This is a genomic window from Sphingomonas sp. LHG3443-2 (genome assembly GCF_049896405.1).
Lineage (GTDB): Bacteria > Pseudomonadota > Alphaproteobacteria > Sphingomonadales > Sphingomonadaceae > Sphingomicrobium.
The window spans coordinates 1,475,551-1,500,277 of the sequence record NZ_JAFCUG010000001.1 but is presented as its reverse complement, the minus strand read 5'-3'; the positions used below and the strand labels follow the sequence as shown (position 1 = coordinate 1,500,277).

Genomic DNA, 24,727 nt, shown 5'->3' with positions numbered 1-24,727 from the left:
TGCTTTAGGCAAGCGCGAGGTACCGCTCACTGCCGTCAGTACGCCGTAAAATCAAGAGGTTGCGCCGAAATCACGATTCATGCGGAGCAGAAGATGTCGATCGGAACCGAAACAAACGAGGAGTTCAGGCATTAGCGGTGTTGCCGGTCGTTGGGCGTCAAATGTGACGTCGCTTCGCACCAACAGGATGGTCGTGGGCGAAGCCCGGGACTTCAGAGCTTCAATGTTTATGGCCACAAGAACGGAGTACCAAATGAAGAGATACCTGATGGCAGCCGCAGCGCTGGCCGCCGTGGCAGCGCCAGCCGCGGCTCGAGATGGTTCCGGTTACGTGGGCGTGGACCTCGGCGCGCTGATTGCGAAGAAAAGCGACGTAGATCGCCGCGGTCCGCCCGTCACCAACGGCATCTGGGCCGATTGGCTTGACATCGACAACAAGCGTCCGGGCTATGACGTCGGTCTGGTTGCCGGTTACGACTTCGGGATGTTCCGACTGGAAGGCGAGGTCTCGCGCAAGCGGGTAACGCACGACCGTTATCTGATCGACGTGAATGCGCCCGGTCCGTTCCCCGCCGGCATCGGCAGGGGTGGCGCGTATGACGCTGATGGTCGCACCACCGCGACGTCGGCCATGATCAACGCGCTGGTCGATATCGGTAGCGACGACGGCATAAACTTCTTCGCCGGCGGTGGAGCGGGTATTGCCCGGGTCAGCATGCTGATCGATCGCCTAGGCGATTCTGCCTATCACCTGCGCGACGATGACCTTGCCTGGCAGCTTCTTGGCGGCGTTCGCATCCCGGTCTCGGACAACGTGGATGCGGGATTGAAGTATCGGTACTTCTCAGCCGGAACGCTGAAGGGCGACCTTTATGCGCACAGCTTCGACGCGCGTTCGTCGTTCAAGACCCACTCGGTTCTGGCGTCGCTGGTGTTCAATCTGGGTGCCCGCGAGGTAGCTCCTCCGCCTCCTCCGCCTCCGCCGCCTCCGCCGCCGCCGCCACCGGCTCCGGCCACCCAGACCTGCCCAGACGGCTCGGTAGTCCTAGCAACCGATGCTTGCCCGGTGCCGCCGCCGCCCCCTCCCCCGCCGCCGGTCGCTCCGGTACGGGGCTGATTTCATCGGAGTCGAGAGAAGGGCCCGTGCACCCGCACGGGTCCTTTTCTTGTCAGCCCACCGATTTGCGGCGACGAGCTACGTTGAACGCCGTCTCGTCGCCTCAAGATTGTTTATGTGGCGGCGTAGCACCTTTGAGACGACTCGAAGCACCAGCGCAGCACTTACCTGGCGGGCGCAGCACAAGTAACGCCTAGTTAAGAAAAGGCCCAACGCGGTCTCGAGCAACCACGCTGGGCCTGCCATGGTTCAGCAGTCGACGAGATGGGGAGAGCCGGCTGCCTACGAGGCAACCTCCTTGGGGCTGCCCGGTTCCAGTTTGCAGGAATAATTACTTGCCCGGCAAATGGCGGCCGGAAGTTGAGATTGTGCGCGAATGTTGGCGATGGATAGCACGCGGGCTTGTGCTATAGGTCCAACGCTTCACAAACGCGTATGCCGTGTACGCCAGCGGCACCGTTCTCGAACTCCGAGGGTAAGTAAGCTTAGCCTTGCGAAAGGCCGCTTCCGGCGCGGCCTCTGCTACGATGCGCGCAGCGCTGCTCCGAATGGCGAGCCGAGCTAAGGGCATGTGGCCAACCCGGACCTCGCCGCTGCTGTTGAGAATGGGGACGTGCACGACGTCTTCGTCGCCCGATGTCTCGATCACCTAAACCGCCGACAGCTAAGAGCAGCCTCTGAGAGACCAGACCTGACCGGTGCTGAGCATGACCATCAGGATAGGCGTACGTTTTACTGAGTGTCTGCAATGGGTGGAAAGCGAACACTTGCTAACCCGGCGCTGTTTGGACCCCGATAGGCGAATTCCGTGCCTCACGGTCCGATCCTTCGCCGCTGCGAGCCAAGCCTCATGAAGGAGTTGTTAACCATCCCCGCTTATCGGTTCGGAGGATGAAACATGTGCGCCTTCCACCTGATGCGTTAGGATCTGTCGACACGCTCCCTTCAACGAGTGGCAAGACCTTTCTCGACCGTTACGGCACTCCCCTGCACCTCTTAAGCAGCCTGAGCTTGCTCACCCTGTTCATCGCCGCCACCCGCTTGCTGACGCTGGAAGCGGATGAAGCGAACATCCTTCTCGGAGCCTACAACGTTTTCGGCATCCCGGTTCCGCAAGCAAGTGCCGCCGCTTACCCCACGGTGACCAGTGGAGGCCTGTTTCCATTGATCCATGGCCTTCTGGGTCTGCTCACCACCGACATCGGCGTTCACCGGGCAGTCTCCGTGGTCGTGGTTGTGGTATTCGTTGTCGCGACCTTCTGGCTGCTGCGTGAGATGAGGGTCTCCCGCTCACTCGCAATGGCGGGAGCTGCGATGAGCGCGGCTACCCCGGGCCTATTGCTTGTGGGCAGCCTGGCAATGGCGGAGGTGATGGCCACGCTCTTGCTGTTGTTCGGAACGCTTTTGTGGGTCAGAGCCGGGCGGCGCTCAGCGGCAGGTGCTGTGTTGGCCGGCCTGTTGTTCGGGATGGCCTGTGCGACTCGCTTCAACGCCATCTTCATCTTTCCGGCGCTGCTGATCTACGCCCTTGATTTCGAAACCGGCTGGCGGCGCAAGCTTCTCTACCCAGGCCTCGCCACCGTGACAGGGGTTTTCCTGCTCCTTGCCGCTACTCAGCTCTACTACCTCGCAGCGGGTACGGAGGCTGCAGGAAACATCGGAACCCTCACCGGCGCCAGCATGGGCAAGGACATCTTCAGCTTCGCTCGCTACTTGCTAATTGCCAACGACTGGCTTCCGCTGTGGGTGATTGCAGCCATAGCCGGCACCTATGTCGCGGCAGGCCGGTACGTTTTGCGCCGGCGTGACCGGCAGCTTACCGCCCTGCTCCTCCTGGCGGGCGGCTTTGGATGGCTGATGTGGATCTTCAAGGCGCCGATCCCCCACGTTCGTTATCTGTGGCCGGCAATGCCCTGCTTGTGGCTAGGTGCCATCATTGTGGCGACCACTCTGATCGAACGGGCTCGCAACCAGTCTGCGCGAACAGCATATCACATTTCCGCGCTGGTTGCCTGTTTTTACCAGGTTCTGACGGGCTCCTACATCATGAGCCAGGGCGACAGCCTGGTCATGGCTTACAAGCTGAACCGAACCTCTGCTTTCGTCGACAAGGTGCCCAGCTGGACCGCTGCGGCGGACCAAAAGGCTCTGGCGGGCGTCGTTCAAAAGCTGCCTAGCTCCGCCGAGTTGTACACAATCAACCGCAACAGCGCCTTTCCGATCACTTATCTGAGCGGTCGCGCCGTTGCTACGCTCGAGGGGGCCAGCTTCACGGACAAACCGGCATATCTGCTTGCCCTGCCGGTAGATTATGCGCTCTGGAGACCAACCAACGAGATCCTTTCGTGGCGAGAGCGAAACGCAATAGAAATATGGCGGCGCGGAGACTTCGTGCTCTACAGGATCCGCCCACATGCACCCACGCCGCCCCTGCAAAGGCAGATGATCGGCGCCAATGACATCTATCCCTCTCGCCCATAAGCCCTTTCGTCAACAGCTCTATGTGGTGAAAAGGGCGATCGGCAGTCTGCCCTCCCGTAACTTCAGGAAGGGACAAGAGCGGCTAGGGTCAGCGGGTTTGCCTTACGCTTACTGCTCCCACGCGTCGCGCTTTCTGATCCCGTAATTGATCCAGATCCGCACCCATCCACGACCTGCAACTGTCCCACGACCTACCGACGCCAAATGTCCGCGAGGGGTCGTAAGCAGACATCAAGGACGTGGGCAAGCGCTAATCAATGCGGCCGCTAGGTGGCTGAACAAACGGCCGCTTGCGGATGGCGCGTCGGTGCTCGGAACGACCGGCATGGGCGCTGAGCCGACGCCTCACTCAGTATGAACGAACGTCGGGTATCCACCAGCGCTCACCCGATAGCGGCCGTTCCGCTTACCACCACCATCTGCCGCTCACCGGCTTGGGGTGCTGAATGTCCGAATGATCGTAAGCAGACTGTCCGCCAAGGGGCGGAAGGCAGACATGGGCGGCTGCTGCAATCTTAACGCTTAGATGTGAAGCTGGGTCAGCACCGTCTCACCAGTGCATTCCTCGCCATCATCACGAAAACGCAGAGTGCCATAGCCCCCCACTCCAATCCGCACGACAGCTTCTTGGCCTATAGCAAGGTTGAGACACATGCTCGTTCTGATGAAGGTGCCTTCTAGCGTCGAGTATAAATCGTCGGCTTCCTGCGTGACCTGCACCTTGTAGGCACCAGGCGTTACGTCAGCTTGTTGGAGCACCCGACGGACGTCGCACTTGTCGTCGCTATCTTTGAATTCGACGTCGTATGGACCAAGGGAGGCACGTTCGCCGTAGCCATAGACGTAGCAGTAGCGCGTCTGCACCCAGATGGATTGACCGTCGACCTTGTAGAAGTTCGAACTTTTGCGAGTTAGGCTGACAGCGTAGCGTTCCGCAGCATGGGCCGGGGGCGCTGCCTCAAGTCCAGCTACGATGACGGCGAGAAGCGCCAGCGAAGCCTTTCGTACTGGAAAGCAGCGCATCATTCCTGACTTCCATACATTAGTTTGTCGATGCTCCAGATCGTCGCCGGCCTCGGCCGCTGGCGAGCGCGGTGACAACGCCGCTACTTCGAGCCCCCGCTTAATAGCTTTGCCTTTGCAGACTGAAACTCGGCTTCGCTGAGCAGGCCTTGTTTCCGCAGGGTTGCAAGCTTTCCGAGCTCGTCGGCCAGCGATTGCGTCGGGGGCAAATTCGTCGACGGCGCAACGAAGGTTGTTGATGACGGGGCCGTCTGTACCGGCGCCGGCACTTGAGCCGCGGCGCCGCAGTCTAGCCAGACGTATAGCGCATCGAAATCCCTTACCGGTCTGATGATCAGGCAGCCGCTAGCTATCTGAGCGGCTTGTACCCATTGCTCCTGATCTTTTCCGACATTCTCGTACATGCGGGCAGATCGCACCGTCGCGGTGTTTGCCTCGACCTTGACGTTGAAGTCGCGCCCTCCGCTTTTGACTCGGTACACGCCGGGGCCCGGCCGCGCAGTGACAATGCCAGCTGCAGCACCACCGGTGGCTGCGACGGCGCCGACTAGCCCACCGACGAGAACGCGGGGCGCCTCGTTCTTCCAGAAGTTGGCTCGACGTTCCGAAAACACGCGTTTGAGGCACTGCTCGCGGAACGAGTGCCCATCTGGGAATCCTGCTTTCCGGCACTGAACTGCGGGCGTCATCGCTGCAGCCCCACTAGACCAGGCAAGTGCAACGAAGCCCAGCATGGGCGCCCATCTGAGAACACTGCCCATCGTTACCCCCCCCCACCATTTACCGAGGTGTAGCATACACGAAAGTTAATCGGGCGCGAGGCGGGTCACAGAACCGAAAGCGTTAGGCGCATAGATTGCCCGCCCGTGCAGCGGCACTGGGGCTGGCGTCTCGCTCTGTTGCGGCCGAGCTAGGCGCTTAGGCTGTAAGGCTTCGCCCAGACGGATGTCTGCTATCGGCCTCTTCGAACCCGAGAGCAGCCATTCCGCTTACCACCAAAAGGAGACGAATGGGCTGCTGCTGTCGAACCTGCCGCAGACCGGTTGACGGCGCCCGCGCGAGGACTCATGCTGGCTGAGGAAGCGACCGATAGTCGGCTCGTGAGTACAGAAGATGTGCACAGAGGCCAGTAATTCAAGCTTTGTAGATTGGCGGATTACAGCCTTTCTGCGCATTTGAAGACCCCTCCCGTAGGGGTCACCAGTGCCGCCAGCGTGATCGCCATTCGTTAGTCCAGGGCCACCGGTTTCCTAGCCACCCTCTATGAGACGAGGGTGAGCCGTCATGACCGACTGTGCTTTGTTGTGAAAGTTCTGCAACTCCAGCGCTTGATTGGCCGAGTTTGCCTCGCGTCGTCACCCACAACCATCTCCTCCGCACCATTTGGGGCGCGGCGCATGAGCGAGACTTCGAATACCTCCGCGTCGCTGCCAGGGATTTGCGACTGAAACTCGAGGAGGATGCTGGCAAACCAAGGCTGATCCTGAACGAGCCGGCGGTGGGTATCGTTTGCGGATCTGAGTGCGCTGAACGCTTTCAGCCTTAGCAGTCCAGCAGGTGCAGCGAGTAATCTTAGTTGGGCGTACTCTCGTTGGCCCGCCTGCAGCCCCCGGCAAGGTCAGGACGAGGTCAGCTGGTTCTTCGACTCGCGGCGCTGACCGAAAATCATGCCCTTCTCAAGCCGGGCGCAGAGCTCGGCATAGAAGTCGGTGAGGAAGCCGAAATCATCGCCGTCACTTGGAATGCCGAACTTCTCGCGGACCGTGCGTGCAACGGTGGCGATCGCGACCGGCTGCTCGGCCCGGAGCACATTCTCCAGCCGTTGCAATTCGTAGATCCCGTAAGTCGACAGAGCTTCTTCCGGGAAGTGGCGGCGGACTTGCCGCGATGCACCGACGAGATCGTAGGAGAGTTTGGTTTTTCGCACTTCCACAACCCAAGTGCCGGCTACCAGGTCGCCGACACGAAGGCGGTCGCGATTCATTAGAGGAAAAAAGAGGAATATCCCGCTCCAGCTGAGCGCGAAGATGGTGAGGAAGGTGCTCGCGACACCCTGGGCTTCTTGCGCCGCGAGGAAAGAAATCGGGAGGAACACCTCGATCTCGCGCATGGCATTGCGAGCCACGACCGCCGCGCCGCTCAGGCGGCTGCCGTCGCGAGCGACCACGCGCAAGCCGACCAGCCGCTTGCCGGGCGTTGCGCCGCGGCGCCCCATCTCGAACACGCTGAACCAGAAGTTCCTGAGCAGAAAGAAGCCGATCAGCCAGACAATGGCGACGCCCTGCACGGCGCTGCCATCGAGCCCCAGCCATACGAGCAACAGCGTCACAACGATCAGCAAAGTAAGGAGCAGCAGCGCATCGATGGCGAAAGCGGCCGCACGGGCGCCAGCCGTTGCAAGCTCGAGCTGAAGATCAACTCCTTCAGGTGTGACGAACGGCCGGCGCATGGAGTCAGCTTTGGCTTTCCTTGCCATCACGGCGCTCCGGGCCGGAAGCGGGCGGGAAGGAAGAAGTAAACCAGCCAGCCGGCGAGCGCCGTGCCGCCGATCAGCATGCGGAGGCCGTCATCGTTGATGGTCTGGCGCCCGATGCCTTCAAGCACGCCGGCGACCGCAAGCATGATCACCGTGCCGAGCATCGCGGTAGCCGCAACCCGGCCGGCCGCGACCATCGCTTCCATGCGGGTCAGCACGCCGGGGAAGGCGAGCGCAAGGCCGATCCGCATCCCGGCCGCGCCGGCGATGCAGATGGCGAGGATTTCTGTCGTGCCGTGGATCATCAGCCAAGCGGCGAGATTGAGGCCGAGCCCCTTAGCTTCGAACACTGCGAAGAAGGCGCCGAGCATCAGCCCATTGTAAGCAATCACCAGGATCGTCGGAACAGCCAGCGCAAAGCCGAGCGCGAAGGAGAAGATGGCGATCTGCGCGTTGTGGGTGAACAAGAAGGTCGCGAACAGGGCAAGCGCGCCATCCCCGTCGTCGTAGAGCGTTCCTCGCAGGAAATCGGCGCTGGCCGACGGATCACGTCCCGAGGCGAGCCCCTGCGGGATGATGCCGTAGAACCATTCGGGGTCGCTCCGCACCAGGAAGTAAGCGGCGACGGCGGCAAGCGCCGTCAGCGCTGCGCAGAAGGCCAGTTCGCGCCACAGACTGCGCACTGCTTCGGGCCATCCACGCGCGAAAAAGTGGAGGACCTGCTTTCCGGGTGAGGTCTGGACCCCATAAATCTGGAAATAGGCCCGCACGCAAAGCTGCTCGAGGTAGGTGAGAAGCGATTGATCGAGGGACGTATCCCGCGCAACGGAAAGCGACGACAATGTCGTTCGGTAAAGGCGCGGCAGCGCCAACATATCGTCGTCGCTCAGCGATCGAAGCGACTTCTTCTCCAGCCGCTCGACCAACGACTCCAGCCGTTCCCAGTCGGCGGAATGTTCGGCCCGGAAGCGGGTTGCGTTGACGAGTGGCGCGTTCACAGCCGGTCCCTCCGCTTGATATCGAGATAGGCTTCGGCAATGCGTGGAGCGACCTCGTCATGGCCGGCTTCGAGAACATCGACGCCTAGGCGCCGGAGCTCGGTGACGACTTCCTGTCTTTCCTTCAGGATCGCGCCTGCGGTGATCGCGCGGGCAACGTCGTCGGCATGCTCGGGGGTGGCGGCGGCAAGGCTTTCCAATTCCTCGTTGCGCAGCATGACGACGAGCACGAGGTGGGTGCGAATGAGAAGCCGCAGCATCGACAGCAGGAAGCGGGCGGAGATGCGGTCCGTCACTTCGGTGAAGAGGATGACGAGCGAGCGGCGGTGAAGGCGAGCGTTGAGCTCGGTCAGGGCGAAGGTGAAGTTGGTTTCGTCGGTGCCATAATCGACCCCGGCCGCCAGCCGCTGAAGCTCTGAAAAGGCGCTGGCGCCGGCGAAGAAGCCGCTAGTCAGGCGGGGGCGGCTGTCGAACGCGGTGAGCGAGATACGGTCGCCGACCCGGAGGGCGAGCCACCCCGTCAAAAGGATCGCGCCGATCATGTGATCGACCCGCGCCATCCCTGCTACGGGCTCCGACATCTGCCGCCCGCAATCGATTGCGAAGCAGATCTGGTTGTTCTTCTCGCCATGGTAATGTCGCGCCAGCAGCTTGGTCGCGCGCGCGCTGCTCTTCCAGTCGATCGAGCGGCGATCCATGCCCGTCCGGAACTCGACCAAGGCATCGAAGTCGCCGCCCTCCCCCCGGATGAGCTGCTTGATCGAGCCTTCGATGGCGTAACGCTCGAACAACCGGACGCCGTTACGGCGGGTCGGACGAAGGTCGGGAAGGATGTGGATGCGGTCGTCGCGAGCGATCTCGCGCTGCCGCCAGACCAGTCCGAGCGGCCCAGGCCAGCGCAGCCACAGCGTTTCAAGCCTCGCCAGCCCCCGACGCAACATCGTCATCGGTACAGTCGCCGTTCCGCCGTCGCGTGCCGTGTCAAGCGCCACCCGCCCTTCGTCCGGCATGGCGATCAGCGGCGAGCGGTCGAAGGCGATTTCCGCCTGCCGCAGGTCCGGTCCGGCCGTCAGGCCGATCTCGGCCTCGCGTTCTTCCCCGACGAATGCGCTCGACGGGATGGCAAGCTCGAGCCCGGCACCGCCCTTCGACCGCACCGCATCCACCGCGATCAACACCGAGATCGCTAGTGGCCAAGCAAGCGCGAGATACCAATAGTCAGCCGCGAGCGCCGCTGTGAGCAGCGCCACAAGGGCACCGCTCGCCGCCAGCAGCACTGCGCGGCGGGTCGGATAGATCAACGCGGCGCCTCGATCTGGTCGATGATGGCAGTGACCACGTCCTCGACCCGGCGCCCGTTGATTTCAGCCGACGGCGAGAGAAGCACGCGGTGCCTGAGGACGGCTGGCGCCAAGGCCTTCACATCGTCGGGAATGACGAAGTCGCGACCATCGAGCGCGGCATGCGCCCGCGCGGCGCCTGCAAGCATCGCACCGGCGCGCGGCGAGGCGCCGGACTGAAGGTCCGGGGCGGTGCGGGTGCCGCGGATCAGGCCGGCGACATAATCGATGACCTCATCCACCAGCCGGACCGACGCCACTGCCTCAGTTGCTGCGGCGAGTTGTGCCTTGTCGACCACCGGCTCGACGCCCCAATTGGACGGGTCCATCGCCTGACGGCTGCTGCCGTGACTGGCGATGATCTTCCGTTCTTCCTCGGCGCTCGGGTAATCGACCAGATGCTTGAAGAGGAAACGGTCGAGCTGGGCTTCGGGAAGCGGATAGACACCCTGCTGCTCGATCGGGTTCTGCGTCGCCACGACAAGGAACTGGTCGCCCAGCGAATGGGTCTCGCCGTCGATGGTGACCTGCCGTTCCTGCATCGCTTCCAGCAGCGCCGCCTGGGTTTTGGGAGGGGTGCGGTTGATCTCGTCCGCTAGTAGCAGGTCGGTGAAGATCGCGCCCCGGGTCAGGGTGAAAGTCGAGGTCTGGAAGTTGAACAGGTTGGCGCCGATGATGTCGCTCGGCATCAGGTCGGGCGTGAACTGGATGCGGCCGTAATCCAGCCCGATCGAGCGGGCGAAGCATTGCGCAATCAGGGTCTTGGCGGTGCCCGGCGGCCCTTCCAGCAGGACGTGCCCTCGGGCGAGGAGCGCGACCAGCATCAGGTCGATCGTCTCTTCCTGTCCGATGACCGCTTTACCAATCTCGCGGCGGATCTCGTCACACATGCTTCGTACGTCGGCGAAATTCACGTTTTTGCCTCCTGCAGCCAGCGGTTCAGCGCTTGAGCTGCGATTGTTAGTTCCTGACGGGTGCGCGCAGCGGCGACCGCGCGCGCCAGCTCGGAAAAGGGCTTTTCCGGACGCAGTTGGTCGAGGGTCTGCTCGATGTTCTCCGGTGCGCTCTGGCCCGAAAGGTGGAAGAGCGTCGCCGCGCGGTCGCGGACAAGGTCGGCATAGCGGGCGCCGAGCGCGGTTTCCCGTCCCGCCTTGCGGATAAGGGCGGCGCTGTTTTCGACCAGCGCCGCATTGCCGAAAGCGATCGCCCTGACCGGCAGCCGGGGTGCCCCGAACCGGACAATCGCCTGCCATCCCGCGAGCAAGAGTGCGACGAAGATGACCAAAGTCACGCCCAGAAAAGGCGGGCCGAACAGTAGCTGCAACGGGTTGCGGGTACCGCCAAAGCCGTTTGCCGACAGGTCGAATACCAGTCCTTCCGCATCGGTGCTGTTGAGGTCGTCCAGCAGCTGAAGGGCAGCTAGCGCCTGCGCTCTCTCGGTCATGCCGTGATTGTTGAGGAGATCGGGATCGGCAAGCAGGTACAGCGCGCCATCGCCGATCCGGCCGAGAACGGTCGCGCCGCGGCTGTCCACCAGGATCGGCTCCAGCTTCGGCCCCGCCATTGTCTGAACGATCCGTGGCTCGCTCAGCCCCTCGACCGAAGACACCAGTGCCGACCGGCTCTGTAACGCCCGTCGTTCGGAGCGTCGGCGGGCAATGGTAATCTTGTACGTTGGCTCAAGGACATTGGTGATGCGATCGGCCGGCACGAAATCATCGACCGACACCCATCCCTTGGGCGAACGCCGCGCCTTGGCTTCCCACTTGGGCAGCACGATCAGGGTCGTCTTGGCACCGCGCGCCTCAAGGATGTTGGCGAGCGGAACTGCTCCGTCGGGCGGGGACACAATGATCAGTTCTTCGCCGTGGAGATCGCGTGTCGTACGGACCAGGCGCGGGCTGCGCCCGGTCGCCTCGGCAAGCTGGACGATCCCGCTGAATCCTACGGCAGCATTGCTGAGGCCATGCGTGCCGCCGTCCTTGCCGGTCTTGAGGTCGGGCGCGTAGGCGCCGAGGACTAGGCTGAGGACAAAGGCAAGAACGCCTAATCCCGCCAGCAGCAGCATCAACCGTCGCCGGAATGGATCCTGGCCGTCTGCGGTCGCCGCGCCGCTCACGCGCGCCACGTCTCGGGCAAGGCGAAGCTGCCATAGGCCTCGCGGGCTTCCCGCCATCCGCTTTCGCCAACTTCGCGGCCACCGAAATGACTGTCTTCGACCAGCCGCGCGAGGCCGGCAAACAGCGGTCGCGCACGTTCGGTCAGCAGCGCGGATCGCGCCAGTTCGCGGCTGGTGAGACCGGGCCGCACCGCATCCGGGCGGCGCGTGGCCATGTCTTCGACCGATCGTAGCAAGAGGCAGCGCACGGCATCAGCGAAGCGGTTCTGCCGAGCGAGTTCATCCGCTTCCTCGAGCCAGCTTCGGACAGGCATCTCCTGCGGCAGCCAAGCACCCTGTTCGCTGCCGCCGCCGGCTGCCACTGCGGCGCGTTGCCGCCGAGAGAAGCGCCAGTCGCCCCGCCGTGCACGATCGACGATCATCCACAGCAGCGCCGCAACCCCGGCCGCCAACAGGACGCCAAGAATAAGCCGCGTCGCGGGTGGGCCGGGTAGCCAGCCGAACAGCCATTGAAAAAAGTGGCCGACCGGCCGCAGTATCGCCTGGAAGAAGCGCCCGATCGCCTCCAGCCATTCGGGAGGCTTCGGATCGGGCGGTGCCGGTGTCAGGTTGAACTGGACGGATGGGTCGGCCTTCAACGCTTCCCACGCCCGGTCGAATGGCTGCGTCGTTTCCCCTTTTGCCACGCTGAAACCGCCCGCCCCTCGATCTTGCGGAAGCATGGAGTGGACGCGTGGCGCTTGCAAGGCGTTAATACTGGACAGTGGTGCAAGTTCATCGCAAGATCACCCAAGAAATTGGGGGACTAACCTACGTGGCGACAATGAGACATGAAGTTGCCGGCAATGGCACAGTCTCCATCGGACGGATTTTTTCGCGGGCATTTTCGTTCATTGCGAAATACCCGTTAATTACGTTCGGATCGGCAGTGTTGTTCGGTGCCATCCCGTCCGTTCTCAGTCAGGTCTTGGTTGTTTCACAAGCCGCCAACTCGGACGAGGCAAACACAAACGCCGCAATCGGCTTCTTCGCGGTCCAGATGTTGCTGGCGGCCGTGAGCCTGGTCGGGAGTGGCCTGATGCAGGCGATCATGACCCGCGGCCTGGTCATGGCCCATGAAGGCAGCCGACCGACCTTTGGCCAGTGCCTATCGCAAGGCTTGCGCGTTGCCCTGCCGGTGGTTGGCCTGACCCTCTTGTGGGTCATGGGCGTCGCCCTCGGCATTTTGTTCGTCATAGTCCCCGGTATCATTCTCGGCTGCATGTGGGCGGTCTGCGTTCCCGCCTTGGTTGAAGAGCGCACCGGCGTGTTCGGCGCCTTTTCCCGCAGCCGCGAACTGACCCGCGGCCATCGCTGGAAGATCTTGGGCCTCCAGGTGGTCGTCCTTATCACCTTTTACCTGGTTCTTGCCGTCTTCGGGCTGGTTGGTCTCGCCAGCACCAGCACGGCGGCTCTTGAGGATGGCTCCTTCCAGATGGCAGTAATCGCGTCATCTGCCCTCAGCGGCCTTGTCTTCGGCCTGCTGTGGGCAACCATCCAGCCCTCGCTGTTCGTCGAACTTCGCGACGCCAAGGAAGGCGGCGGCGCTGGTGAACTGGCCCAGGTGTTCAGCTAAAGCTTTTCGAAGCGTCGTGAGTACTGCCGGGAGAAGCAGTGTCATCTGCTTCTCCCAGTAGATAAAGTCAGTCGTGGACGATCATGCCGATCGCACGCTGACGAGGTGTCGCTTATCCTCCTGCTCAACAAAGCTGATCGAGAGCGGCAAGAACATCTCGATCACGCCAGCCGCCGTGCGCGCATGAAGGCTGGGCTTCACCGTCGTAAAGCTACCGCCACCGGCAAGGGCCATCGGAAGAAGCAGCTGGTCGGCGAGGTAAGGGCCGGCAAAGGCGTTCGAAGCGATGTAGCCGGCCATGCGCTTCGCCGCCTGCTCGCCGACGGTCTGGGCTGACACCCCCAGCTTGCCGAAGCCGCTGACCACCTCGGTGACGTGCTCGAACTGCGCCTCGAGGAGGAGAATGTTGCCGGGGCCAGCGCGGTCGGGGAGCTTCCTGATCGACTCACCGCCGAGCGACCAGCCAAGCACCTTTTCGGCCGCCTCCAACTCGCGGGCTGCAATTTCGCCTGGAAGGGCGGCAACCAGCGCCCTGGCGCCGACCTCCTGCCGTTCACCCCGCTCGATTAGGTCGAGGGGCTGGAGCGCCCTGGCGGGCTCGATCTCGACCTCAATCCGCCCGCCCCCGGCCGGCGCGAAGCCATAACGGTCGAGGCGCGCGGTCACCCTCGGACCCATGCGTTCGATGAGGGGCAGATAGGTCCGCTCGATGAAGTCAAACGGCGGTGCGTGGATGTTGTGCGTTCCGCCTTCGAGCACGAGGCTCGAAGGGCCGCCCGCGAGCGCCAGCGGCAGGAGGATCGTTTGCAGCACGAGGCTTGTGCTGCCAGCCGTACCGACGGCGAAGCGATAGTCGCCCGGAGTCACCGCACCGGGGCGGAAGGTCAGCGCGGACGTGCCGATCTCCAGCTCCTCGCACTCGGCATTGCCGATCGCGCAGGCGGCCTCAACGGCGGTCAGATGCTGGCGCATCAGCCCGGGCCGCGACCTTTTCGCGCGGATGTTCTCGATCCGGAAGGGCTGGCCGGTGGCGAGGGACAGGGCGAGTGCGGTGCGGAGCACCTGGCCGCCGCCCTCGCCATGCGAACCGTCAATGACAATCATGCTGCTTTCCTGGCCGGGCGCGCCAAGGGACTAGCCCTTGACGCACACCACCTGCTTGAGGGTGTGGACGATCTCCACAAGGTCGGACTGCGCCGCCATGACCGCTTCGATCGGCTTGTAGGCAGCCGGGGTCTCGTCGATCACGCCTTCATCCTTCCGGCATTCGACGCCAGCAGTCGCTGCGACATGGTCGTCGACCGTGAAGCGGCGCTTCGCCTCGTGGCGGGACATCAGCCGGCCAGCGCCATGGCTGCAGCTGTCAAACGCCTCCTTGTTGCCGCGGCCGCGAACGATGAAGGACTTGGCCCCCATCGAGCCGGGGATGATCCCCATGACGCCCTCGGCCGCGCGCACCGCACCCTTGCGGGTGACGAGCACGTTTTGGCCGAAGTGGTTCTCCTTCTGGACGTAGTTGTGGTGGCAGTTGATGGCCTCCAGCTCCGCCTCGAACGGCTTGGCGATGACGCTGCGGATCGCGCGAATGACGTTGGTCATCATCATCCGCCGGTTGAGTGCCGCAAAGTCCTGGGCCCAACCGACCGCCTCGACATAATCATCGAAATGCTCGGTTCCTTCCGGGAAGTAGGCCAAGTCTTCATCGGGCAAGTTCACGAACCAGCGGCGCATGTCCTCCTTGGCAAGCTCGATGAAGAAGCTGCCGATGGCGTTGCCGACGCCGCGCGAGCCCGAGTGGAGCATGACCCACACGGCGTCCGCTTCGTCGAGGCAGAGCTCGATGAAGTGGTTGCCGGTCCCGAGCGTCCCGAGATGGACGAGGTTGTTGGTCTTGGCGAGCTTCGGATACTTGTCGGTGATCCGCTTGAACCGCTCGGCGAGAGTCGACCAGGCGGCGACGATCCCCGGCGGCGGGTCGCCCCAGCTGCCCGGATCGCGCTTGCCGCGCGCAACGTCACGGCCGTGCGGAACGGCGCGTTCGATTGCGCGGCGCACTCCCTCAAGATTGTCGGGAAGGTCGGCGGCGTGGAGCGACGTGCGCGCCGCCATCATGCCGCAACCGATATCTACCCCAACTGCCGCCGGGATGACCGCGCCCTTGGTCGGAATGACCGATCCGACGGTCGCACCAATGCCGACATGGACGTCCGGCATCGCCGCCACATGCTTGAAGACGAACGGCATCTTCGCCGCCCGCGACAGCTGGTCGCGCGCCTTCGGGTCGACCGGAACGCCCTTGGTCCACATCTTGACGGGCCGACCGCCCTCGACACCCATCACTTCGAAACTCTGCTCGGCCATGCGGCCCTCCTGTGCTTGAATCTTGTAGGTCCTGCCGGTGCGGCGACAAGGCAGTGACGGGACGGTTTCATGCTCTACCAGCTGAGCTACGGGCTTGCGGGCCCGGCCGGATTCGAACCGGCGACACTGAAATTCGATGTAGTCCCGTCGGCATTCGCCGCGTTCGGCCCGTTCGAGCGACGAGGATTGGCCGGACGATTGACTGAGCTACCCGTTGCCGGGGACGGATGGGAACCGTCGACCTCCTGCGGGAAGCAGGCGCTCTACCCTGTAGTCCGACCGGCATTCGCCCGATCACCAGCGACGAGGGATCGATGGGAGGTTGCGGATTCGAACCGCTGGCCGAAGCCTCCACCCAATGTACTCCCATCGGCATTCGCCGGTTTGCCACGTTGCTGACGACACGTCGCGGCGACGAGAGGTGAAAGGACGTCCTGCTCTACCATCTGAGCTACGCTAAGTGGCTGGCCACTTGCGGCGGGGCTCGAACCCGCGACCTGGAGCGTGACAAGCTGTAGTCCTTTCGGCATTCGCCGCGCCTTGTCGTCAGATCTCCATTCCATTCACCTCCGCAACCCAGTCGCGCTGGTCCGCGCCCGCCGCGAAGCGAGCGAGAGTATCGAAGACCGCATCGGAGAAGCCTCCGACGTTGAGGATGTCCTCGCGTCCCTTCGCCTGGGTGGTGCCGTAGGGCTGGAGATCGATGCACACGAGCTTGGCGCCCGGGCACCTCTTCTTCAGCCGTTCCCACTCCCGCAGCGTCGCTGTCGCGCCATTAGGGGTCGCATCCATCCAGGACTCGTTGTCCGAGACGATCACCACCAGGTCGGCCTCCGCCCGCTCGGTATTCAACCGGGCGAGAGGTGCCGAGACGTTGGTCCCGCCGCCGCCGACTGACGCGAGCTTCGCCGCGTTCGCCGCCACTCTCGAGAATGGATCGAGCGACAGATCAACCACCCCTTCCGCGAACGGCATGATCCGCGTGGACGCGTTGCGGCGCAGCAGCGCCGACGACACCAACGCCGCGATGTCGATGCAGCGCACCTTGGAGGTGGCGCCCTTGCGATAGCCCGTCAGCGGCGCGCTCATGGAGCCCGACACGTCGGGGCAGACCACGACCCGCCCATTGATCACCGGCACGTTGGCCAGCGACGCTTCGAGCGCGGTCTCCAGTGCGGCCTGCACCTTCAGCGGCACGCCTGCATCCACCGCCGACAGCGCCATCTGCAGCTGGTAGGGCTGCACCCGCGCCTTCGACAGTTCGGACGGGTCCGACAACCGACCTGCAATGAGGTCGGTCGCGCCCTCGACAGCGAACACGCCCTTGCGGGCAAAGCTGTTGAGGTTCATCCGCAGCGCCTGCCAGCCCATCCGCGAAGCCGCTTCCACCCACTGCTCCGCCGATAGCGACAAAGCGGTGAGCCACTCGAAGGGCACATTCGGGACCGGACCGGTCAGATAGAACTTGAAGGCCTCGAACGCCGCGATTTCGGCCGGAAGGTCATCGACCGCGTACGGCTTTCCGATCAGCCAGGCATAGAACGCCCGCCGTGCTTCATCGGCAGGTCTGGGATGGACCATCCGGACGATGTCGGCGAGCGAGGGATCGTTTCCGGTCGCGGCCTGCATCAGCTGGCGCATAGACGCGCGCTCCAGCCACTGCTTGACCAGCCGCTTCGGCCGGGTCCCGAGCGAGCGGCGGCCGACCACGCCGGAGCGCATGATCTGCACAAAGGTGCGGAGCATACGGCCATTGTCGATCACCCGGTCGAAGACGCGCACCGCAAGGTCCGGGTCCGCGACGGTGAGATGCGCGGTGAGCAGCGCGGGCATGTCCTTCATTGCTCCCACAGACCGTGCGTAGACCGCTGCCCGGGCGACGAACTGCGGATCCACCGAGCGGGCGGTCGCCAGCACGTCCCCGAGCTGCGCCTCCGCACTCCCGTAGAAATTGTCCTGAAGAGTGCCGGTTGCTGCGAGCTGGGCAAGCCGATGCTCCGGCGAATAAGCGTAAGCCGGCGCATGCGAGCGGTTGAGCGTGTCCGCAGCCGGCAGGAAGCGCGCAACAGCGGAAGCGAAAAGGCCCTTGTTGGCCATGGCATCTTCCTTCGTGATCTCGGCGGCGGTTTCGGGGGCGGCCAGCCCATTCCGGCCGCCCCTTCTTCCGCTTCACCGGACCCTGTGGCCCGGCACAGAAGAAAGCGCATGCGCCGTGCCATTTGCTTGAGATGGCGCAGAGATGCACGGCTAAGGTATTGGGGGAGAATGAAACTTTGCGGTTGGCCGCAGTGCGCGTTGTTCAGGGCCATGTAACTACGCTCACCAAGGCTCTATCGACAAAGATAAGAATTTAGCCGATTGTATAAGAATGAGATCGCTTGTTGTGCTTGGTTTTGTTGGTTCGACGCTGGACGCCAGCAAGCTCGGCCCCTCCCGGTGGGGCAAGTGGCGGCCGACGGTCGGCATGTGCATGCAGGAAGACCTGCGGATCGATCGGCTGGAGCTGATCCACGGCAGCGCTCACGACGGGCTCGCGAGCTACGTCCGGGCCGACATCGCGCGGGTTTCGCCAGAGACCGATGTCCGTCTGCACGAGATGAGCCTGACCAACCCGTGGGACTTCGAAGAGGTGTACGGCAAGCTCCTGGACTTTGCCCGCGCTTACCCCTTCGATCCGGAGGCCGAGGATTATCTGATCCACATCACCACCGGCACCCACGTCGCGCAGATCTGCCTGTTTCTGCTCACCGAGGCTCGCTATCTGCCCGGACGCCTGCTTCAGACGCACCCGCCCAAGGGCAAACATGACGATTGCGCGGGCAACTGGAGTGCGATCGACCTCGACCTTTCCCGCTACGACAGCATCGCGACCCGGTTCGAGCAAGCGGCGGTGGAAGCGAGTTCGTTTCTCAAGTCCGGCATTGAAACAAGGAATGCGGTATTCAATCGCATGATCGACGAGATCGAGCAGGTCTCGGTTCGCTCCCGCGCGCCTCTTCTCCTCATGGGGCCTACAGGAGCCGGAAAGTCCCAGCTCGCCCGCCGCATCTTCGACCTCAAGCGCTCCAAGCACCAGGTGTCGGGCGAATTCGTTGAAGTGAACTGCGCAACGCTGCGCGGCGACAGCGCCATGTCGGCGTTGTTCGGCCACAAGAAAGGCGCTTTCACCGGGGCCGCGACCGATCGCCCTGGCTTGCTTCGCGCCGCTAACAAGGGCGTGCTCTTCCTCGACGAGATCGGGGAGCTGGGGCTCGACGAACAGGCGATGATCCTGAGGGCCATCGAAGAGAAGCGTTTCCTGCCCGTCGGTGCGGACAAGGAATCGTCCTCGGACTTTCAGCTGATCGCCGGGACCAACCGCGATCTTGGCGCGGCGGTCGCTGCGGGTTCGTTCCGCGACGACCTGTTCGCGCGCCTCAACCTGTGGACCTTCGAACTCCCCGCCCTGCGCGACCGGCTGGAGGATATCGAACCGAACCTCGATTACGAGCTCGATCGCTTCGCCGAGCGGGAGGGCAATCGCGTCAGCTTCAACAAGGAAGCCCGCCGCACCTTTCTCGATTTCGCGACGGCGCCGGACGCCTTGTGGACCGGCAATTTCCGCGACCTCGCCGCCAGTGTGACCCGAATGGCGACGTTCGCGCCTGCAGGGCGGATCGATGTCGCGACGGTTGAAGCGGAGAAGCTGCGCCTCCGCCGCTTCTGGTCCGGGCAGAAGGGCCCCGAGGATCCGCTGGGAGAGCTGCTCGACGCGTCGACATTGGCGGCGATCGATCCGATCGAGCGCGTGCAGCTCGCCGAAGTTGTGCGCACCTGCCGTCGTAGCCGCTCTCTGTCTGAAGCCGGCCGGCAACTCTACAGCGCATCTCGGGCGCGGCGCACCAGCTCAAACGACGCAGATCGCCTGCGCAAATACCTGCAACGCCATGGCCTCGAGTGGTCAGCTCTGCATGCGGAGACCTCGAGCAGCTGATCGAAATTCCGCCTTCTCCACCGGAGCCGGTGAAGTGCTCGCCAGTTTCATCAGCATGTGACAGGTCGCGGGCCGACGCCAAACTGGAGTGATTGCGCGGGTGGATGAATTAGAACCGACGTCGCTGGCGCTTGGATCGCGCAAAGGGTTGGCGGACGACCTCGCCTATTTGCGTGCACTCTACCCGGCCAGCGACTGGCGGTCGCATGCGAACTTTGGCGAGTTGGCCAATTTCTGGATGCATGTGCATTCCAGCTTGCGCAGCGAAGGCGCGGACGTCGTGCGGATCGTGGACGCTTATCGCGGCCGGGAGATCGAGGGCCTTCATCTCCAGCAGGCCTTCGTCCCGCGGCTCAATTCCTTCCTGCAGCATCTTGACCAACATCATCGCATCGAGGATCACGTCTACTTCCCCAAGTTCCGGCAATTGGACGCGCGCCTGATTGCCGGCTTCGATCTGCTCGAAGCCGATCATGAGCTCATCCATCAGAGCCTTGTGGCAACGGTGGAGCATGCACGCGAACTGCTGGCCGCACTCTCGCAAAGAGCGGGAGGAGAACGCCAGGCCACCGACCGTTTCGCCGACACGATCGGGCATCTTCTGATGCTGTTGCAGCAGCATCTCGCCGACGAGGAGGATCTCGTCATCCCAGCGCTCCTCGAGCATGGCGAGCAAGCACTCTGATGGCTCTTCCGCTATCCAGCCAGTGATCCCCAACCAGCGGCGCTCGGATTGGCTCGACTTGTCGCCGACACGCTGGTGGATCGCGGCGACGGCCATTGGCGCGCAGACGAGGAGCTCGACCTCTCCGCCCGCTACGAGGTGCGTCGGGTCGTCGAGCTGACCTTCGACGTCGCCAATGTGCTGAACGGACCGGGCGTTCGCTACGTCAGCGATCGTCGCTATACCATCGAGTATGAGGAGTTCGGACGCCGCTACGTGGGCGGCGTCCGCTTCACCTCCTGACCTGCCGAAGTGCGGAGAAGGAAGTCGTGTAGCAGTGCTCAGCCTCCTTCCTCGCTAAGTTCGCCGCTGCAGAACCCACGAGCGCGTAAGCCTAAGTCTTCGGTTAGATAGACACTCGTCTGAAACCTGCCCTGCCAAGAAGTCAGCCAAGCCAATCGTCCCCTTGACGCCCGCTGGTCAGGGCCGAGCGGAGTACTCGCCATACGCTTCACTCGGCCCGTTCTTTGGCTTGTCCGAAACGGCCTTCTCTTGTTGCTTGATGAACGGGACGCTCACGGGTCTTTAAGCTGCGCGCCGTATAGCGCGCAGCATGGAAAGCGTTCTCCAACGAGCCATCGGGCTGGCGCCCGAGTGCAGCACCATGCTGGAGCTGAAGAAGCGCCTCAAAGCTGAGGGCTTTGATAACATCGACGCGCATATTGGCGGTCTCGGCACGAAGCGGCAGCTCCGCGGGCTCTTCAACCAGGGTCAGGGCGTTCGCAATAACTGGAACCGGGCGGATCAAGGCCCCACTGCAGGGTAGCAGCCATCGCCGCTCGGGAGGCGAACTGTAGCGCGCTCTGTTCGCAAGTGTATTTCTTAAATCTGCTTGGTTGAGTAGAGAGCCTAATCGCTCCTCCCGCAGCCTTGGAAATCTGTGCACAATCGACGTCAATCTGCCCGCTTCCGGCTACGTGACGGCACTGCCGACTGCCATGAGCGGGTCGATGCGCTTTTCTCCGCTGCCGATCTTGGAAGCCGTGGCGGATATGAGCAGTTTCTTATGGCGCAGGCGGCCGCCTTTCTTCCGGCCGAAAAGGCGCTAGATGGCGCCGGCATCGGCACATTGCTGCCCGATTGGCCCAGCCGGAGACGATCGCATCTCCTCGTAGCGGACTTGGCGGAACTTGGGCTTCCAGTGCCGGACGGGGAGATCCTTCCGGTGAGTGGAATCCCTAGCCTGCTCGGTTGGGTTTATGTCCTGGAGGGCTCGCGGCTCGGCGGAAACATCCTGCGCCGAGCAGTAGCACCGGGATTGCCGGTCGCCTTTCTTTCGGACAGCTATCCCAAGGCCTGGCCGACGCTGGTCAGCGTGCTCGACGAGCAGCTCACCGAACACTCCGCGATCGACCAGGCCATCGCGGCCGCGCAAGCCCTGTTCGCCGTGTTCGAGCGCAGCGGGCAGCATCTGGGTGTCACAAGGATCACTGACGTTGCCTAATCAAGATCGTGTCGACCTCACCAATTGCGATCGGGAGCCGATCCACACCCTGGGGGCGATCCAGCCTGTCGGGTTCTTGCTGGCGCTGACCTCCGACTGGATCGTCGCCCGCGCGTCCGCGAACGTGGGCGACTTTCTTGGTCGTTCGCCGACTGACTTGATCGGCGAACCCCTCGCCAACCTGCTCTCCGCCAAGGTCATGCACGACCTTCGCAACCGAACGGCCATGCTTCGCGGGCCCGATGCAACCGAAAGGATGTTCGGCTGCGTTCTTCTGGAGGGAGGGAAGCCCTTCGACATCTCGATCCACTTCTCCCACGGGCAGGTGGTGATTGAGTGCGAGCCGGCGTCCGGAGAGCCGAGCGACGCGAGCGGCACCGTGCGCTCGATGATCTCGCGCCTGGACCAATGCGCCGATCTCCAGACCTTCTTTCGCGAAGGGGCAAGGCAGGTCCGGGCGCTGGTCGGCTTCGACCGCGTCATGGTCTACAAGTTCGCGCCCGATGGGTCCGGCGAAGTAGTGGCCGAAGCGGTGCGCGGCGGCATCGGCAAGTTCCTCGGGCTTCGCTACCCCGCCAGCGACATCCCCCAGCAGGCGCGCAAGCTCTACGAGCGCAATCTTCTGCGCGTGATCGCCGACGTCAATGCGACGCCCGTGCCGATCGTCCCTGCCCTGGACGAGCATGGCACGCCGCTTGACCTCTCCTTGTCGACCCTGCGCGCAGTGTCGCCCATCCACATCGAATATCTCAAGAACATGGGCGTCGACGCGTCCATGTCGATCTCGATCCTTGTCGACGGCAAGCTGTGGGGGCTGTTCGCCTGCCACCATTACTCGCCGCGCTGCCCCTCGTTCGAGCGCCGGTCGATCACCGAGCTGTTTGCTCAGATGTTCTCGATGCGGCTTGAGAGCTTCGAGCGTCAGGCGACCGTTCACTACGAGCGGCGCGCGCGGGACATCTCCGACCAGTTGCTCGGGGCCGTCGCGTCGGACGAAACGCTTCTCAAGGATCCTGATTGGCTGGGGGACATCCTCACCAACGCCATTCCGGCCGACGGCGTTGGCGTATGGATCAACGGCAGCTTCGCTTTTTCGGGCCTGACCCCCGAAGCGGATGATTTTCGCCGCATCGTCCGGGCGCTGAACGGAACCGCATCGGGCAAGGTCTATGCAACCGACCAGATATCGTCCCTGGTCGAGGGCGCCGAAGCCTTTTCCTCGGCAGCCGCCGGTCTGCTCGCCATTCCGATCTCGCGGGCTCCCCGGGACTATGTGGTCTTGTTCCGCTCCGAGCTGGTGCGTTCGGTGCGCTGGGCCGGCGATCCCCACAAGCCGGTGGAATATGGTCCCAACGGCCCGCGGCTGACTCCCCGGGAAAGCTTCGCCGAGTGGCAGGAACTGGTGCGCGGTCGTTCGCAGCCCTTCTCGCCGTCGGAAGTGCGGGTTGCCGAGACGCTTCGTGCGACGCTGATCGAGGTGGTGCTACGGCTGGCCGACGACGCGTCCGCCGAGCGGCAGCGGGCAAGCGCGCGGCAGGAACTGCTTATCGCCGAACTTAACCACCGCGTGCGCAACATCCTGGGCGTGATCCGCGGCCTCATTCGCCAGTCGCAGCCGTCCGACCCGGCGGTGAAGGAATTCGTGTCGGTGGTCGATGGCCGCATTCATGCGCTCGCCAGGGCGCATAACCAGATCACGGACGATCACTGGGGCCCAGCGCCCTTGCGCGCGTTGATCGACGCGGAAGCGCGTGCCTACATCGAGCCTCGCGAGCGCATCGAAGTGTCCGGTGAGCCGGTGATGCTCAACCCGCAGGCGTTCTCGACCATGGCGCTGGTGCTGCATGAACTGGTCACCAATTCGACCAAATACGGCAGCCTGTCGGGCGATGGTCAGGTTGCGATTGCCTGGGACCGCAATGATGCAGGCGATCTCGTCCTGACGTGGGAGGAGCGTGACGGTCCGCCCGTCACCCCGCCGACCCGCCGCGGGTTCGGGACAACCATTATCGGCAAATCGGTACCCTATGACCTGGGTGGTAGCGCCACCGTCGATTACGCACCCTCAGGCGTTAAAGCATCGTTCCGGATCCCTGCCCGCCACGTCTCGGAACAGCCGAAATCGATCGCTGGCACCCCCATCCGCTATCCCCGGCCTGCTTACGGTCACCCGACCGAGCCACCCGAGCCCATGCTGACCGGGCTCGATGTTCTGCTCGTCGAAGACAGCCTGATCATCGCACTCGATGCCGAAGACGTGCTTCAGCGGCTCGGGGCAGAGACCATTGCCACGTCCGGGACGGTGGAAGCGGCGTTGGATGCGATCGACGCCAACCGGCCGTCGCTTGCGATGCTCGACATCAATCTTGGCGACCGCAACAGCTTTCCCGTGGCTGACCGGCTGCTGGAACTCGGCATCCCGTTCCTCTTCGCGACCGGCTATGGCGAGCAAGCGCAGCTGCCGATGGAGCATCGCAATCAGATCATCGTCCAGAAGCCGTACACGCTTGAAAACGTTGCTCGAGCGTCAGCGACCTGGTGGGGACCAAGAGCAAGGCAAACGCATCACACTAGGTGCAAGGGCGACCGCTGGTCACCGCCTCGATCCACGGTTTGTGGCTCAAACCGGAACGGGACACCCCCTCCGTCGGTTCGATGTTGATGAGCTTTACACTCCCCAAGGAAGTCCTGGTCGTCGAAGACGAGCCATTCGTCAGAATGGTCGCGGCCGACGCCTTGACCGAGCGCGGCATCATGGCCTGGGAGGCCGGCGACGCCGGTGAAGCGCTTCATGTCCTCGCCGAGCATCCCAACATCGGCCTGGTCTTCACCGACGTGAACATGCCGGGCGAGATGGACGGCCTTGGCCTCGCGCACGAGGTCAATCGCCTCCGCCCCGATGTCAGCCTGATCGTCACCTCAGGCGCCGTCAGCGTGGCGGACGAGGAACTGCCCGACAGCGGCACCTTCCTGTCCAAGCCCTATCCAACCCGCAAGCTGGTCCAGATCGTCGAGGAGAAGCTCGACGGTCCGTTCGACGATACGGTGGGCTGAAG

22 protein-coding genes are annotated in these 24,727 nt (G+C 63.4%); 10 read left to right on the top strand and 12 right to left on the bottom strand.

What is annotated here, in order from left to right:
- Window positions 1-253: 253 nt before the first annotated feature.
- Together ACP69Z_RS07590 and ACP69Z_RS07585 are read left to right on the top strand one after the other, a co-directional pair.
- Window positions 254-1,117: an outer membrane protein gene (locus ACP69Z_RS07590; RefSeq protein WP_426266903.1), complete on the top strand. Its 864-nt coding sequence runs from the start codon at window positions 254-256 to the stop codon at window positions 1,115-1,117.
- Between the two features lie 1,011 nt (window positions 1,118-2,128).
- A complete protein-coding gene (locus ACP69Z_RS07585; protein ID WP_426266902.1) occupies window positions 2,129-3,598 on the top strand; it encodes a glycosyltransferase family 39 protein in 1,470 nt (489 codons plus the stop codon).
- Window positions 3,599-4,120: 522 nt separating this feature from the next.
- Here ACP69Z_RS07585 and ACP69Z_RS07580 read toward each other — a convergent pair.
- The gene (locus ACP69Z_RS07580; RefSeq protein WP_426266901.1) at window positions 4,121-4,624 is read right to left on the bottom strand and encodes a hypothetical protein; all 504 of its coding nucleotides are present in this window, start codon (window positions 4,622-4,624) and stop codon (window positions 4,121-4,123) included.
- Window positions 4,625-4,704: 80 nt separating this feature from the next.
- A complete protein-coding gene (locus ACP69Z_RS07575; protein ID WP_426266900.1) occupies window positions 4,705-5,310 on the bottom strand; it encodes an SHOCT domain-containing protein in 606 nt (201 codons plus the stop codon).
- A gap of 605 nt (window positions 5,311-5,915) precedes the next feature.
- On the opposite strand from ACP69Z_RS07575, the gene ACP69Z_RS07570 reads away from it, so the two are divergent.
- Complete coding sequence (locus ACP69Z_RS07570; protein ID WP_426266899.1) at window positions 5,916-6,167, top strand: winged helix-turn-helix domain-containing protein; 252 nt, start codon at window positions 5,916-5,918, stop codon at window positions 6,165-6,167.
- 72 nt (window positions 6,168-6,239) lie between these two features.
- Here ACP69Z_RS07570 and ACP69Z_RS07565 read toward each other — a convergent pair whose 3' ends face one another.
- Genes ACP69Z_RS07565 through ACP69Z_RS07540 form a run of 6 tightly spaced genes read right to left on the bottom strand, consistent with a single transcriptional unit; the run spans window position 6,240 to window position 12,240 of the window.
- Window positions 6,240-7,070, bottom strand: a complete 831-nt coding sequence (locus tag ACP69Z_RS07565; protein ID WP_426266898.1) for an RDD family protein — start codon at window positions 7,068-7,070, stop codon at window positions 6,240-6,242.
- A 26-nt stretch (window positions 7,071-7,096) separates the two neighbouring features.
- Complete coding sequence (locus tag ACP69Z_RS07560) at window positions 7,097-8,095, bottom strand: stage II sporulation protein M (RefSeq protein ID WP_426266897.1); 999 nt, start codon at window positions 8,093-8,095, stop codon at window positions 7,097-7,099.
- Window positions 8,092-9,396 (bottom strand): DUF58 domain-containing protein, encoded by a 1,305-nt coding sequence (locus ACP69Z_RS07555; protein WP_426266896.1) that lies wholly within the window; start codon window positions 9,394-9,396, stop codon window positions 8,092-8,094. Before ACP69Z_RS07555 ends, ACP69Z_RS07560 begins: the two co-directional genes overlap by 4 nt.
- Window positions 9,393-10,325 carry an AAA family ATPase gene (locus ACP69Z_RS07550; protein WP_426268066.1) on the bottom strand — a complete coding sequence of 311 codons (933 nt, stop codon included), beginning with the start codon at window positions 10,323-10,325 and terminating at the stop codon, window positions 9,393-9,395. Before ACP69Z_RS07550 ends, ACP69Z_RS07555 begins: the two co-directional genes overlap by 4 nt.
- Before the next feature lie 20 nt (window positions 10,326-10,345).
- A complete protein-coding gene (locus ACP69Z_RS07545; protein WP_426266895.1) occupies window positions 10,346-11,563 on the bottom strand; it encodes a DUF4350 domain-containing protein in 1,218 nt (405 codons plus the stop codon).
- On the bottom strand, window positions 11,551-12,240 hold the full coding sequence (locus tag ACP69Z_RS07540; protein ID WP_426266894.1) for a DUF4129 domain-containing protein: 690 nt from the start codon (window positions 12,238-12,240) through the stop codon (window positions 11,551-11,553). Before ACP69Z_RS07540 ends, ACP69Z_RS07545 begins: the two co-directional genes overlap by 13 nt.
- An 80-nt stretch (window positions 12,241-12,320) precedes the next feature.
- Between ACP69Z_RS07540 and ACP69Z_RS07535 the strand changes: the two genes are divergently transcribed.
- A complete protein-coding gene (locus ACP69Z_RS07535) occupies window positions 12,321-13,169 on the top strand; it encodes a glycerophosphoryl diester phosphodiesterase membrane domain-containing protein (RefSeq protein ID WP_426266893.1) in 849 nt (282 codons plus the stop codon).
- An 81-nt stretch (window positions 13,170-13,250) separates the two neighbouring features.
- Here ACP69Z_RS07535 and rtcA read toward each other — a convergent pair whose 3' ends face one another.
- From rtcA to ACP69Z_RS07520, 3 genes are all read right to left on the bottom strand, one after another.
- Window positions 13,251-14,273: an RNA 3'-terminal phosphate cyclase gene (gene rtcA / locus ACP69Z_RS07530; protein WP_426266892.1), complete on the bottom strand. Its 1,023-nt coding sequence runs from the start codon at window positions 14,271-14,273 to the stop codon at window positions 13,251-13,253.
- Between the two features lie 30 nt (window positions 14,274-14,303).
- The gene (locus tag ACP69Z_RS07525) at window positions 14,304-15,530 is read right to left on the bottom strand and encodes an RtcB family protein (RefSeq protein ID WP_426266891.1); all 1,227 of its coding nucleotides are present in this window, start codon (window positions 15,528-15,530) and stop codon (window positions 14,304-14,306) included.
- Between the two features lie 546 nt (window positions 15,531-16,076).
- Window positions 16,077-17,627: a vWA domain-containing protein gene (locus ACP69Z_RS07520; protein ID WP_426266890.1), complete on the bottom strand. Its 1,551-nt coding sequence runs from the start codon at window positions 17,625-17,627 to the stop codon at window positions 16,077-16,079.
- A gap of 271 nt (window positions 17,628-17,898) precedes the next feature.
- Between ACP69Z_RS07520 and rtcR the strand changes: the two genes are divergently transcribed.
- The 3 genes from rtcR (at window position 17,899) to ACP69Z_RS07505 (ending at window position 20,470) form a co-directional block, all read left to right on the top strand.
- A complete protein-coding gene (gene rtcR / locus ACP69Z_RS07515; RefSeq protein ID WP_426266889.1) occupies window positions 17,899-19,503 on the top strand; it encodes an RNA repair transcriptional activator RtcR in 1,605 nt (534 codons plus the stop codon).
- Window positions 19,504-19,651: 148 nt separating this feature from the next.
- A complete protein-coding gene (locus ACP69Z_RS07510) occupies window positions 19,652-20,188 on the top strand; it encodes a hemerythrin domain-containing protein (protein WP_426266888.1) in 537 nt (178 codons plus the stop codon).
- 48 nt (window positions 20,189-20,236) lie between these two features.
- The gene (locus ACP69Z_RS07505) at window positions 20,237-20,470 is read left to right on the top strand and encodes a hypothetical protein (protein ID WP_426266887.1); all 234 of its coding nucleotides are present in this window, start codon (window positions 20,237-20,239) and stop codon (window positions 20,468-20,470) included.
- A gap of 208 nt (window positions 20,471-20,678) precedes the next feature.
- Here ACP69Z_RS07505 and ACP69Z_RS07500 read toward each other — a convergent pair whose 3' ends face one another.
- Entirely contained in the window at window positions 20,679-20,975 is a 297-nt protein-coding gene (locus ACP69Z_RS07500) for a hypothetical protein (protein WP_426266886.1), read from the bottom strand.
- Between the two features lie 132 nt (window positions 20,976-21,107).
- Between ACP69Z_RS07500 and ACP69Z_RS07495 the strand changes: the two genes are divergently transcribed.
- The 3 genes from ACP69Z_RS07495 to ACP69Z_RS07485 are packed head-to-tail and all read left to right on the top strand — an operon-like array spanning window position 21,108 to window position 24,725.
- Entirely contained in the window at window positions 21,108-21,671 is a 564-nt protein-coding gene (locus tag ACP69Z_RS07495; protein WP_426266885.1) for a biliverdin-producing heme oxygenase, read from the top strand.
- On the top strand, window positions 21,664-24,333 hold the full coding sequence (locus ACP69Z_RS07490) for an HWE histidine kinase domain-containing protein (protein ID WP_426266884.1): 2,670 nt from the start codon (window positions 21,664-21,666) through the stop codon (window positions 24,331-24,333). The genes ACP69Z_RS07495 and ACP69Z_RS07490 overlap by 8 nt, the downstream gene beginning before the upstream one ends.
- Window positions 24,333-24,725 (top strand): response regulator, encoded by a 393-nt coding sequence (locus ACP69Z_RS07485; RefSeq protein ID WP_426266883.1) that lies wholly within the window; start codon window positions 24,333-24,335, stop codon window positions 24,723-24,725. Before ACP69Z_RS07490 ends, ACP69Z_RS07485 begins: the two co-directional genes overlap by 1 nt.
- Window positions 24,726-24,727: the final 2 nt, after the last annotated feature.